Here is a 12,569-nt window from a genome sequence, read left to right as displayed (position 1 = left end):
ACGACATGAGCACGATCAACTACAGCGAGAAGATCCCCAACAACGTCAACCTGAGCGAGGACCGGACGCTGCAGCGTGCCCTCGAGCAGTGGCAGCCCAACTACCTGAGCTGGTGGAACGACATGGGCCCCGAGGGCAGCCAGAACTTCGACGTGTACCTGCGCACGGCGGTGAGCGTCGACCCCGAAGGCTGGGCGCAGTTCGGCTACGTGAAGATGCCGGAGTACCGCTGGGGCATCTTCCTCAACCCCGGCGACGCCAACCGCAAGATCCACTTCGGCGAGCACCAGGGCGAGGCTGCCTGGCAGGACGTGCCCGGCGAGTACCGCGCCAACCTGCGACGCATCATCGTCACGCAAGGGGATACCGAGCCCGCGTCGGTGGAGCAGCAGCGCCACCTGGGCCTGACCTGCCCGAGCCAGTACGACCTGCGCAACCTGTTCCAGGTGAACGTGGAGGAAGGCCGCCACCTCTGGGCGATGGTGTACCTGCTGCACAAGTACTTCGGCAAGGACGGCCGCGAGGAGGGCGAGGCCCTGCTGGAGCGGCGCAGCGGCAACGAGGACAACCCGCGCATCCTGCAGGCCTTCAACGAGAAGACGCCGGACTGGCTGTCCTTCTTCATGTTCACGTACTTCACCGACCGCGACGGCAAGTTCCAGCTGTCGGCGCTGGCCGAGTCCGCGTTCGACCCGCTGGCGCGCACGACGCGCTTCATGCTGACCGAGGAAGCGCACCACATGTTCGTGGGCGAGTCGGGCGTGAGCCGCGTCATCCAGCGCACCTGCCAGGCGATGAACGAGCTGAAGACGGACGATCCGAAGAAGCTGCGCGAAGCCGGCGTGATCGACCTGCCGACCATCCAGCGCTACCTGAACTTCCACTTCAGCGTGACCGTGGACCTGTTCGGCGCGGACGAATCGAGCAACGCGGCGACCTTCTACACCTCGGGGCTCAAGGGCCGGTTCGAGGAGGGCAAGCGCACGGACGACCACCAGCTGCGCGGCCAGACCTACCGCGTGCTGCAGGCCTCGAACGGCCAGCTCACCGAGAAGGAAGTCCCGATGCTCAACGCGCTGAACGAAGTGCTGCGCGACGACTACATCAAGGACAGCGTGGCCGGCGTCGGGCGCTGGAACAAGGTGATCGAGAAGGCGGGCATCCCCTTCAGGCTGACCGTGCCGCACAAGGCCTTCCACCGCAACATCGGCGCGCTCGCGGGCGTGAAGGTGTCGCCGGAAGGCCGGGTGGTGAGCGAGGCCGAGTGGAACGCCAAGGTCGGCGAATGGCTGCCGACGGCGCAGGACCGCGCCTTCGTCGCGAGCCTCATGGGCCGCGTGGTGGAGCCGGGCAAGTTCGCCAACTGGATCGCGCCGCCGGTCATGGGCATCAACCGCCAGCCGGTGAACTTCGAGTACGTGCGGTTCGCCTGAGGTTCGCATGGACGCGTCGGATGTCGTCTTCCTCAAGCAGCACCTGATCGACCCCGAGATCTGCATCCGCTGCAACACCTGCGAATCGGTGTGTCCGGTGGGCGCGATCACGCACGACAGCAACAACTACGTCGTGGACGCCGCGAAGTGCAACCTGTGCATGGCGTGCGTGCCGCCGTGTCCCACGGGCAGCATCGACAACTGGCGCACCGTACCGAAGGCGAAGGCGTATTCCGTCGACGAGCAGTTCGGGTGGGAGTCGCTGCCCGAGCCGCTCGGCGAAGCGGAACTCGCGGAGGCCGCGGGCGGCGTGGAGGCCGCGGTGCTGCCGCCGCAGGCGGAAGCGGCTTCCGCGCCGATCGGCATCGAGCCGGGCGACGCGACGTTCCGCAGCGCGGACTACGGCGCGGTCGTTCCGCCCTGGTCGGCTGCCCACGCGTACACCAACCTGTACGGCCCGAAGGCCGCGGTGAAGACGCTGGTGGCGACCGTGACGGGCAACGTGCGCGTGACCGAGGTCGGCACGGACTACGACACGCACCACATCGTGCTGGACTTCGGCACCACGCCGTTCCCGGTGCTGGAAGGCCAGAGCATCGCGGTCGTGCCGCCCGGCGTCGACGAACGCGGCAAGCCGCATTTCCCGCGCCAGTACAGCATCGCCAGCGCGCGCAACGGCGAGCGTCCCGGCTACAACAACGTCTCGCTCACCATCAAGCGCGTGCTGGAGGACCACCAGGGCCGCCCGGTGCGCGGGGTGGCGAGCAACTACATGTGCGACCTGAAGGTGGGCGACAAGGTGGAGGTGATCGGGCCTTTCGGCGCGAGCTTCCTCATGCCGAACCACCCGAAGAGCCACATCGTGATGATCTGCACCGGCACGGGCAGCGCGCCGATGCGCGCGATGACCGAATGGCGCCGCCGCCTGCGCAAGAGCGGCAAGTTCGAGGGCGGCAAGCTGATGCTCTTCTTCGGCGCGCGCACCCGCGAGGAACTGCCCTACTTCGGGCCGCTGCAGCAGCTGCCGAAAGACTTCATCGACCTGAACCTCGCCTTCAGCCGCGTGCCCGGGCAGCCGAAGCGCTACGTGCAGGACCTGATGCGCGACCGCGCCGCGGACCTCGCCGTGCTGCTGGGGGACCCGAACGCGTATTTCTACGTGTGCGGGTTGAAGGCGATGGAAGAGGGCGTGGTGCTGGCGTTGCGCGACGTGGCGCAGCAGGCGGGACTGGATTGGGAAGCCGTGGGGGCCGCGCTCAAGCGGGATGGGCGTTTGCACCTGGAGACGTATTGAGGCCCCATCGGTGGGGTTCTCTGCGCTCACCTTCCGCGGCTTCGCCGCGCCACCCTACAGCCGCGGTGGTCACGCGTCGGTCACGCGTCCCTCCGGTTCGTAGGGTGGCGACGCGCCAGCGTCGGAAGGTGAGCGCCAGCGAACCCCACCGTGAAGTTCCACGCGACGCAAAGAAAACGGGGGCCGACGGCCCCCGCTTCTGCTTTTGCGACCCTTCCCCTCACGACCCGAGAATCAGGTTCGTGATCACCCCCGTCGCGATCGCGGCGAGCACGTAGTCCGGCCCCACCTGCACCCAGTGGTACCCACGGGGCGGCGCGGAGAGGTGGTGGCCGCGCCAGTTGGACACGACGTACTGGTTCTGGCGCAGCTCCGGCGGCAGGCGGTGGCCGCGGCGGAACTCGGGGCTGCGCGCGTTGTAGTAGCGGCGCGCTTCGCGGCGGTCCTGCTGCGCGTTGCGCAGGTCACGCTGCGCCTCGCGCAGGTCCTGCCGTGCCTCGCGCGTTTCGCGGCGCGTGTCGGCCTGGCGCAGGTCGCGCTGGGCTTCGCGGATGTCCTGGCGCGCTTCGCGGGCATCGCGCTGGGCTTCGTGGCGCGCCGGCTGCGCGAAGGAAACCGAGCCGAGGCCGAGCGACGCGATGACGATGCTGGAGGCGATGGTCTTGAACTTCATGTCTTGTGTACTCCTTGTTCGAAGCTCCATGCTCGCGGCGCAACGCGAAGCGCAGGCAAACGGACGGTACGGAGATGCAAGACACTGTTTCGCGCGGCGGCGTTCGCGGCGCGGTCCTACGCGGCGCGTCGGAACGCGCGCACGGCACGCGCCTCAGATCGAAACGTCGTGAGCTTCTGCCCCATAAGCTAGGCACGAACGATTCGTTGGGATTCGCCGCGGGGCTCCGCAGAATCGGCCGCATGGACCGACTCGCCACCGCCCGCCACGGCGCCCTCGATGCCGACGGGGCTGGACCCTGGCCCCGCACGACGTGCCCGCGGCGGTCCCGCTCATCGTGCCAGGCTGGCGCAACTCCGGGCCCGGCCACTGGCAAACGTGGACTCCGGCCATGGGCAATGGCCGCTCGGGTTCGCGCTGCTGCAGTCGCTGCTGGCGCGCTCGCCTACCGCGCAGCCGCAGGGAAGGCCGGCAGCTTCCCGATATCGCGCGGGTCGTGCTGGATGATGATCGTCGCGCGCGTGTTCTTCTCGATGCCCTTGATGCGCTCGAGCGATGCGATGGTCTGCGCGCGGTCGTAGTTGAAGCCCGGCACGCCGTTGCTCTGGTAGTTCTCGTGGAAGTGCGCGGCGTCGCCGACCAGCACCACGGGGCCCTTCTCCTTCAGGCGCACCAGCAGTGCCTGGTGCCCGGGCGTGTGGCCGGGCGTGCGCAGGATCATCACGGTGCCGTCGCCGAAGACGTCCTTGTCCCCCGCCTGCGGTTCGACCTTGCCGCCGCCGCTGATCCAGTGCGTGAAGCCGGCGACATTGGCGCCTGGCATGGGCGGCTTCGACGTGATGCCGGCCCACTCGCGGTCGCCGATCAGCAGCGTCGCGCCGGGGACCGTGGCGAGCTGGCCGGTGTGGTCCGCGTGGAAGTGGCTGATGCCGACGTACTTCACCTGCTCGGGCCGCACGCCCATCTGCGCGAGCTGCTCCGCCAGCGAGATCTTCGGCGCGTTCGCGTTCGTGCCGGGCGCGTAGCCCGTGTCCCAGACCATGTAGTCGTCGCCATGCCGGATCACGTAGCAGCTGAACGTGAACGGCATGCGCGGGTCGCTGTACGCGAAGGTGTCCGTGAAGCGCCGGGAATCGTTGAAGCCGTTGCCGCAGTCCAGGCGGGTGAGCGTCACTTCGGGGCCGCCCGGCGCCGGGGCCGGTGCGGGCGAGGGTGCCGTGGCGCACCCGGCGGCGAGGGCACTGGCGGTGAGGGCTGCAAGCAGGATCCGGCGCATCTGTGTCTCCGAAAAGCCCGACCGGGCGAATGGGCGCGGAGTTTGCCTCAAGCGCCGTATTCCCGCCAGTCGACGAACGGAGGCTCAGACGAGGGTCAACCCTTGCCCCGCTTCGTCCACTGGATCGCGCCTGCCGGGACTTCGCCGTTCTTCTGCGGGCGCACGGTGCCGTCGGACAGCACCACGTAGCTGCGCCGTCCCGCGTTCGGGCCTTCGCCGCCGCTGCCGGACCACTCGATGGTTCCTGCGGGTTGCGGCGCAGCGCGCCTGGTGGTGGCCACGCGCGTGAGCTCTTCGGGCGGCAGCGGCGGCAGGCTCGGGCCGCCCAGGCGCGCATTCAGTTGGTCCGCCTGCGCCGCACCGGCGCGCAGGTTGCGGATGTGCCTCTGCGTTTCGACGGGCAGGCGATCCGTGTTCAGCCCGTTCCATGCGCTGCGCGCCTGGGACGACAGGTTGTAGTAGATGGAGACGCCCTCGCGCAGCTTGGCCGCGCGCTGCTGCGCCGACAGGCCCAGCCCACCGATGCGCTGCGCGCTCCACACCGCGGCTTCGCGCAGCAGGCGCGCGGCCGCATGCACTGCCTGCACGGCGTCCTGCGGATCGCGCAAGCCCACGGCACGCGCGGTCGCCGGCTCGAATTGCGCGAGGCCTTCGCTGGTGACGCCGTTCTTGCCCTTGCCGTCGCGCGGCACCCAGCTCGTCTCCGCGTGGATGAGCCCGTACACGTCGCGGAAGTCCAGTCCTACTTCGGCCAGGCCGGCGCGGTCCGCGGCGGAGCGGGCCAGGCGCAGGCGCGACGCGGGGTCCAGGGTCTGCCCCGCGGAGGACGAGACCCAGCGCAGCCCGGCGTCACGAGGCAAGGAAGAAGCGGGGGTAGCGGGAGAAGCGGCCATCGCGCTGCCGGCGAGCAGCAGCGTGGCGGCCCCCAGCACGGAGGCGCGGCGACGAAGCAATGGATTTCCTGGACGTAGGACGGAAGGAGGAGCCTTGTATGACCCGTCCTACGCGGAGAGTTCCCGAGGCGCGTGGCTCATCAGGACTTTCGCAGCACGCCCCGCCACAGCACCACGGCGCAGAGCGCCAGCGGCAGAGCCAGCACGACGAAGCTGGCGCGGTAGCTGCCGAAGCCCGCCGAGACGCTGCCGAACAGCGGCGGGCCGAGGACGTTGCCGAGGAAGGTGATCGCGAGCGTGCCGCCGGTGGCCATCCCGGCGCGGCCTTCAGGCGCTTGCCGTGCCACTTCCGCAAGATAGACGCCGTTCCAGCCGATCGCCGACGCGCCGAACACGAACAGGACCAGCACGACGACCGCATGCGGCACCGCCGGCTGGAGCAAGGCGGCCGCCAGCGCGGCGAGCGCCATCAGCGTGCCGAGCGACGCCAGCATGCGGCGCGCGCCGAACCAGCGGTCCGAGGCGTAGCCCCACCACACGCGGCCGAACACGCCACCCAGTTGCGAGATCGCCAGCACCGCGCCCGCCGCGACGAGCCCGTACGCGAGGTCCTGGGTGAGGAAGGTGACGAGGTAGGTGGTCAGCGACAGCTGCGCCACCGAGAACACGAAGGAGCAGCCGGCCAGCATGCGCAGCGCGGGCACCGCGAACACCATGCGGACCGGCTCGAGGATGTTGCCCAGGCCGAGCCGCCGCTTCGGGTCGCGGTCCGCGTCGAATTCCGCGCGGAGCGTTTGTGCGACGAGCGCGCACGCGATGCTCGCGCCCGCGACGAACAGCAGCGCGAACTGCCAGCCCGCCACGAGCTGCAGGCTGGGCACGATCGCGCCGGCCAGCGCGCCGCCGAGCGGCACGCCCGTCTGCTTGATCGAGAAGACCACGGCCATGCGGTGCGGCGGCGTCGTGCGCGCGAGCAGGTGCGAGCTCGCCGGCGTGATCGGCCCGTACCCGAAGCCCACCAGCACCGCGCCGGCCGCGATCGTCGCCACCGACGGCAGCGCGCACAGCGCCAGGCCCGCGGCGCAGAGCACCAGGCAGGCCTGGCTCACGCGGATGCTGCCCCAGCGGCCGACGGCCGCGCCGGAAGCGAGGCTCGCGAGGATGGACGCGAGATAGGCCGCCGCGACGTAGAGGCCGACGTAAGCCGCCGACACGCCTACGGCTTCGGCCACGCGCGGCGCCATCGCGGGCAGCGCCAGCAGCGCCATGGCGGTCATCGACTGGATGCCGGTCGTGATGGCCAGCGGGGCCCAGCCGCCGGCGTCGTTGCGTTGCGTCGTCATCGGGCCGCGCCTTTCGTGGGCTTGCGCGCGCGCAGGAATTCGCCGAGGCGCCCGGCTGCTTCGCCGCGGCCGTCCTGCGGCTGCAGGACGCCGATCGCTTCCATCGGGCCGAGCTGCGCCGTACGCACTTCCGCGAGCAGGCCGGATTCGATCAGCGGCCGCGCCAGGTTGAGCGGCAGCAGCGCGAGCAGGTTCTCGCGCCGCAGGAGCCACACCACCATGGGCAGGGCGCGCGTCACGATGGAATGCGTGCGTGGCGGCGCGGGAAACTGCTGCGCGAGCTGGTCGAAGCGCGCCCGCGCGGCGAGGCCCGTGGGCAGCAGCAGCCAGCCCTGCTGCCCGAGCTCCGCCCAGGGCACGACGCGGCGCGTGCGCGCGAGCGGATGCTCCGCGCGGCAGATGATGGCGAAGCGGTCCTCGCGTACGGCGTGGAACTCCCAGCCTTCGGGAATGACGGGCGGACGGCGGCAGGCGACGAGGTCCACCTCGCCGCGCGCGATGGCGAGCAGCTGGTCCTCGCCTTCCGCTTCGCGCAGCTGCACCTGGATGCCCGGCGCGCGCGCGCTGAACTCCGGCAGGGCGTCCACCAGCAGGCCGTTGATGGCGGCGGCGGAGGCGACCATGCGCACCACGCCTTCGCCGAGCTTCTGCCTCGCCGCGACGATCTCCGCGCTGTCGGCGATGCCCATCATCATCTGCCGCGCCACGGGCAGCAGGTCGGCGCAGGCAGGCGTGGGACGCACGCCGCGCGCGTGGCGCTCGAACAGCTTCACTTCCAGCAGGTCTTCGAGGTAGGCGAGGGTCTGGGTCACGGACGACTGCGTCATGCCGATCGCGTCGGCGGTGCGTTGCACGCTGCCCAGCTCGGCGAGGTGCAGCAGCACCTGCACGTGGCGGAACTTGCCGCGGGCAAGGAGCCGGTTCAGGAGGGCGGAGGCGGAATCGGGCAAGGTATGGGCAAGTCTAATACCTGCCCCCGGAAATTAATTTGGCACCGATGGCTCCCGCGGCCAAGATGCGCCATCGCAAGAGACGCGCCGCACGACGGCCGTCCACCAGGAGACAACGTGAGAAGCATTACCCGCCGGCTCGCCGCCGCCGCACTGGCCTGCCTGGCCGCCACCGCTTTTTCCGCCCACGCACAGGGCGACTGGCCCGCGCGGCCGATCCGCATCATCGTGCCCGCGCCCGCCGGCGGCCCTTTCGACCGCACCATCCGCCCGCTGGCGCAGCACCTGTCGCAGACGCTGAAGCAGCCGGTGGTGGTGGACAACCGCCCGAGCGCCGGCAACATCGTCGGCACGCAGGCGGGCGCGACCGCGGCGCCCGACGGCTACACGCTGACGATGACGGGCATGCTCAACACGATCGCGCAGGGCCTCTACGACAACGTGCCTTTCGACATCGTGAAGGACTTCGAGCACGTGGGCGCCATCGGCGAAGGTCCGCAGTGGCTGGTGGTGCGCAGCGACGCCGGCATCGCCACTTTCCAGGACCTGGTGCAGCAGGCGAAGCGCGAACCGGGCAAGATCAATTACGCGAGCTCGGGTGCGGGCAGCACGGGCCACCTGGTGATGGAGCAGCTGCAGCGCGCCGCCGGCGTGCAGCTCACGCACGTTCCCTACAAGGGCGGCGCCCCGGCGCTGCAGGACGTGCTGGCCGGCGTCGTGTCCGTCATCGTGATCCCGTCGAACGCGGCGCTGGCGCCGGTGCAGGCGGGCAAGCTGAAGGTGCTGGCCGTCTCCAGCGGCAAGCGCAGCGCCAACGCGCCGCAGGTGCCCACGTTCGCGGAGCTCGGGTATCCGCAGCTCACGGTGAGCTCGTGGATCGGCCTCTCGGCGCCCAAGGGCACGCCGGCGCCCATCGTGCAGAAATTGAACACCGCGCTGAAGACGGCCATGAGCGACGCCGCGCTGCTCAAGCAGCTGGAGTTCGAAGGCCTCGTTCCGCTCAGCACCACTCCCGAGCAGTACGCCCGGATGGTGCGCAGCGACACCGAGCGCTGGGGCCAGCTGGTGCGCAGCCTGAACCTGAAGGCCAACTGAGGATCCGCATGCCTTTCGTGGAATCGCGCGGTCGCCGCATCTATCACGAGCGCCACGGCGACGGCCCGGCCGTCCTGTTCCTGCACGGGGCGGGCTCGAACGCCGCCACCTGGTGGCAGCAGCTGCCGGCGTTCACGCCGCGGCACACCTGCCTGACGATGGACATCCGCTGCTTCGGCCGCTCCGTCGCGCCGGTGGAGGAGTTCTCGCTGGAGAATTTCGTCGCCGACGTGCTCGCGGTGCTGGACGCGGAGCGCATCGAACGCGTGACGCTCGTCGGCCAGTCGCTCGGCGGGATGATCGGCCTCAAGCTGGCGCTGGACCATCCTTCGCGTGTCGCCGCGTTCGCCGCCTGCGACACCTCGCTGGCCATCGACCATCCCGTGCTGCTGGACATCCTCCAGAAGCGCCAGCTCACGCAGCGCGCCGTGGCGATCGAGCAGCGCTCGCTGGGGCGCTGGTTCCTGGAACACCACCCGGACAAGGCGGTGCTGTACGCGCAGATCAACCACTTCAACCCGAGCGCGCATTCCATCCCCGGTCCCGCGTGGGGCCAGGCGCTCGCCGGCCTGCTCGCGCCGGGCCGCTGCATCCCCATCGACGCCTTGCGCGGGCTTGCGTGCCCGACGCTGTTCCTCGTCGGCAGCGAAGACCCAATCGTCCCGGTGGCGGTGATGCGCGAAGTATCGGAGCTGGTGCGTGGCAGCGAGGTCGTCGTCGTCGACGCCGCCGGCCATTCCACGTACTTCGAGAAGCCGCAGGAGTTCAACCGCCACGTGCTGGACTTCATCGCGCGCCGCGTTCCCGCTTCCACCCCCGAGGAGACCTCTTGAACATCACCTTCCGCGCGACCGTCGTCGCCGCCGCGGTCCTGCTGTCCGCCTGTGGCGGCGGCGGCAAAGGCATCACCATCGAAACGGAGCTGCCGCTGCCGCAGCTCACCGCTGCGCAGGGCGCGACGCTGTCGTCCTGCACCGCGCTCTCGGGCGGCGGCTTCAGCTTCGCGAACACCTCCATCACGGCGGCGTCCGTCGTCGCGGCCGGCACGCTGGTGAATGCGACCCAGCCGGTTGGCGAGCACTGCCTGGTCACGGGCAAGATGAACCAGCGCGTGAGCACGGTCGACGGGCAGACGTATGCCATCGGCTTCGAGATGCGCTTGCCGAAGGACTGGAACGGCCGCTTCCTGTACCAGGGCAACGGCGGCACCGACGGTGTCGTGTCGCAGGCCAACGGCGGCTTCGTCGGCGGCGGCCCGCTGCAGAACGCGTTGCAGATGGGCTTTGCGGTGATCAGCTCCGACGCCGGCCACAGCAGCGCGCAGAACCCGCTGTATGGCCTGGATCCGCAGGCACGCCTGGACTACGGCTACATGGCGGTGGGCACGCTCACGCCCATGGCCAAGGCGCTGGTGAAGGCCGCCTATGGCAAGGGCCCGGACCGCTCCTACATCGGCGGCACCTCCAACGGCGGTCGCCACACCATGGTCGCCGCCACGCGCTACGCGGACCAGTACGACGGCTACCTCGCGCTGTCGCCCGGCTTCCACCTGCCCAAGGCTGCCGTGGCGCAGCTCTATGGCGCGCAGCAGTGGGCGACGGTCGCGACCACGAACACCAACCTGGAAACCGGCTTCACGCAGGCGGAGCGCACGGTGGTCGCCAACGCCATCCTCGCCAGGTGCGACGCGCTCGACGGCGTGGCCGACGGCATCGTCAACGACGTCGAGGGATGCCGCACCGCCTTCGACCTGCAGCGCGACGTGCCCACCTGCACCGGCGCGCGCGACGGCACCTGCCTGAGCGCCGCGCAGAAGACGGCGGTGGGCAACGTCTACACCGGCGCGCGCAACAGCCGCGGCGAGAAGCTGTATTCGCGCTGGCCGTACGACCCGGGCCTGCGCGCCACCGGCTGGGCCGACTGGAAGTTCCGCAACTCGGTGGGCGCGGCACGCGACCCGGTCGCCGTGGCCTTCATCTTCTCCTCGCCGCCGGCGAGCACCAGCATCCTGTCGGACACGCTGAACTACGCGCTGACCTTCAACTTCGACACGGACGCACCGAAGATCTTCGCCACCAGCGGCGTGTACGCGGAGAGCTCCTGGTCGTTCATGACCCCGCCGAACGAGACGCGCCTGGACACGCTGCGCCAGCGCGGCGCGAAGATGCTCGTCATCCACGGCAGCTCCGACCCGGTGTTCTCCGTCGACGACACGACGACCTGGTACGAGGCGGTCGATGCGCAATACGAAGGCACGGCCGCCGACTTCGTCCGCTTCTACCGCGTGCCCGGCATGGGCCACAGCCGCGGCGGCCCGGCCACCGACCAGTTCGACGCCTTCACGGCGCTGGTGAACTGGGTCGAGAAGGGCCAGGCCCCCGACCGCATCGTCGCCAGCGCACGCGGCGCCGGCAACACCGGCGGTGTCAACCCCGAAGTGCCGTCCGACTGGGCGGCCAACCGCACGCGCCCCCTGTGCCCGCACCCGCTGGTTGCGCGCTACACGGGTGGCGACAAGGAGTCGGCGGCGAGCTTCGCCTGCCAGCGTTGAGGATTTTCTGAACGCAGAGGGCGCAGAGGAAGCGCAGAGGTCGCAGAGAACTTCCAGGATTCCTCTGCGACCTCTGCGTCACCTCTGCGACCTCTGCGTTCAAGAATGTTCGTTCTTGCGCCCCAGCTCCCCTTCGATCACTACCGCCAGTGCCTGCGCCGCCGGCGACAGCGACCGCCCGCGCTTCGTCACGAGGTAGATGTCCCGCGACACCACGGGTGCGTGCAGCTTGCGCACTGCGAGCCCCGTGCGCCCCGATCCCAGCGCATACGCCGAGGGCATCACCGCTCCGCCCAGCCCGCACTCCACCATCCACAGCGCCGTCGACAGGAAGGTCACGTCGTTGACCACATCCAGCTGCACGCCCGCCTGCGCCGCCGCGCCGTCGATGAGGGGACGGATGCCGTAGCCGGGCCGCACCGTGATCACCGGCTGCCGCACCAGGTCGGCCCAGCGCACCTGCCTGCGCGCCGCGAGCGGATGGTCCTTGCGGCACACGAAGGCCAGCGTGTCGCCGAGCAGCTTGCGCGTGTCCACGTCCGCCGCGGCGCGCTCGGGCGTGCCTATGCCCAGGTCCACGTGCTCGCCCACGACGCGCGACACGAACTGTTCCGGCGAGCAGTCGTCCACCAGCACCTGGATCTCCGGGTGCTGTTTCGTGAAGCGCCGGACCACGGCCGGCAGCAGGATCTCGCCCAGCGTCGGCGTCACCGCCACCGACACGCGGCCGCGCCGCAGCGCGCCCAGGTCGCGCAGGCCGGCACCGAGCGAATCGACGTCGCGCAGGATGCGCTCGGCCACCGCGATCGCTTCCGCCGCCGCGGGCGTGGGCCGCAGCGAGCGCGTGGTGCGGTCGAACAGGCGCGTGCCCAGCCCATCCTCCAGCTGCCGGATCAGCACGCTCACGGCCGACTGCGTGATCGACAGCTGCTCCGCCGCCGCGCTGAGCTTGCGCAGGTGGAACACGGCGCGGAAGGCCCGCAGCTGGCGCAGGCTGGGCGTGAAGGCGGTCGCGGCATTCATGAAGAAACATCATAGGTGCTTCGGAATTCTTCGATTTA

Annotated in this window: 11 protein-coding genes; 5 read left to right on the top strand and 6 right to left on the bottom strand. The window is 70.2% G+C overall.

Features of this window, described 5'->3' with window-relative positions:
• The first annotated feature begins 5 nt into the window (after positions 1 to 5).
• A complete protein-coding gene (boxB, locus tag H8N03_RS16850; protein WP_187077366.1) occupies positions 6 to 1,433 on the top strand; it encodes a benzoyl-CoA 2,3-epoxidase subunit BoxB in 1,428 nt (475 codons plus the stop codon).
• 7 nt (positions 1,434 to 1,440) lie between these two features.
• Positions 1,441 to 2,727 carry a benzoyl-CoA 2,3-epoxidase subunit BoxA gene (boxA, locus tag H8N03_RS16845; RefSeq protein WP_187077365.1) on the top strand — a complete coding sequence of 429 codons (1,287 nt, stop codon included), beginning with the start codon at positions 1,441 to 1,443 and terminating at the stop codon, positions 2,725 to 2,727.
• 220 nt (positions 2,728 to 2,947) lie between these two features.
• Here the strand turns inward: boxA and H8N03_RS16840 are convergent, their stop codons facing one another.
• The 5 genes from H8N03_RS16840 to H8N03_RS16815 form a co-directional block, all read right to left on the bottom strand.
• Positions 2,948 to 3,400, bottom strand: a complete 453-nt coding sequence (locus H8N03_RS16840; RefSeq protein WP_187077364.1) for an RcnB family protein — start codon at positions 3,398 to 3,400, stop codon at positions 2,948 to 2,950.
• A 445-nt stretch (positions 3,401 to 3,845) separates the two neighbouring features.
• Positions 3,846 to 4,676: an N-acyl homoserine lactonase family protein gene (locus tag H8N03_RS16830; protein WP_187077363.1), complete on the bottom strand. Its 831-nt coding sequence runs from the start codon at positions 4,674 to 4,676 to the stop codon at positions 3,846 to 3,848.
• A 95-nt stretch (positions 4,677 to 4,771) separates the two neighbouring features.
• Entirely contained in the window at positions 4,772 to 5,629 is an 858-nt protein-coding gene (locus H8N03_RS16825) for a hypothetical protein (protein ID WP_187077362.1), read from the bottom strand.
• Positions 5,630 to 5,709: 80 nt separating this feature from the next.
• Positions 5,710 to 6,912 carry an MFS transporter gene (locus H8N03_RS16820; RefSeq protein ID WP_187077361.1) on the bottom strand — a complete coding sequence of 401 codons (1,203 nt, stop codon included), beginning with the start codon at positions 6,910 to 6,912 and terminating at the stop codon, positions 5,710 to 5,712.
• Positions 6,909 to 7,862 (bottom strand): LysR family transcriptional regulator, encoded by a 954-nt coding sequence (locus H8N03_RS16815; RefSeq protein ID WP_187077360.1) that lies wholly within the window; start codon positions 7,860 to 7,862, stop codon positions 6,909 to 6,911. The genes H8N03_RS16820 and H8N03_RS16815 overlap by 4 nt, the downstream gene beginning before the upstream one ends.
• A gap of 117 nt (positions 7,863 to 7,979) precedes the next feature.
• Between H8N03_RS16815 and H8N03_RS16810 the strand changes: the two genes are divergently transcribed.
• Genes H8N03_RS16810 through H8N03_RS16800 form a run of 3 tightly spaced genes read left to right on the top strand, consistent with a single transcriptional unit; the run spans position 7,980 to position 11,508 of the window.
• Entirely contained in the window at positions 7,980 to 8,957 is a 978-nt protein-coding gene (locus tag H8N03_RS16810) for a Bug family tripartite tricarboxylate transporter substrate binding protein (protein WP_187077359.1), read from the top strand.
• An 8-nt stretch (positions 8,958 to 8,965) separates the two neighbouring features.
• Positions 8,966 to 9,790: an alpha/beta fold hydrolase gene (locus H8N03_RS16805; protein ID WP_187077358.1), complete on the top strand. Its 825-nt coding sequence runs from the start codon at positions 8,966 to 8,968 to the stop codon at positions 9,788 to 9,790.
• Positions 9,787 to 11,508: a tannase/feruloyl esterase family alpha/beta hydrolase gene (locus H8N03_RS16800; protein WP_187077357.1), complete on the top strand. Its 1,722-nt coding sequence runs from the start codon at positions 9,787 to 9,789 to the stop codon at positions 11,506 to 11,508. Before H8N03_RS16805 ends, H8N03_RS16800 begins: the two co-directional genes overlap by 4 nt.
• Positions 11,509 to 11,607: 99 nt before the next feature.
• On the opposite strand, the gene H8N03_RS16795 is transcribed toward H8N03_RS16800, so the two are convergent.
• The gene (locus H8N03_RS16795; RefSeq protein WP_187077356.1) at positions 11,608 to 12,531 is read right to left on the bottom strand and encodes a LysR family transcriptional regulator; all 924 of its coding nucleotides are present in this window, start codon (positions 12,529 to 12,531) and stop codon (positions 11,608 to 11,610) included.
• Positions 12,532 to 12,569: the final 38 nt, after the last annotated feature.

The organism is Ramlibacter cellulosilyticus (genome assembly GCF_014297465.1).
GTDB lineage: Bacteria > Pseudomonadota > Gammaproteobacteria > Burkholderiales > Burkholderiaceae_C > Ramlibacter > Ramlibacter cellulosilyticus.
The sequence above is the reverse complement of the archived record's forward strand: the minus strand, read 5'-3'. Positions and strand labels throughout refer to the sequence as shown.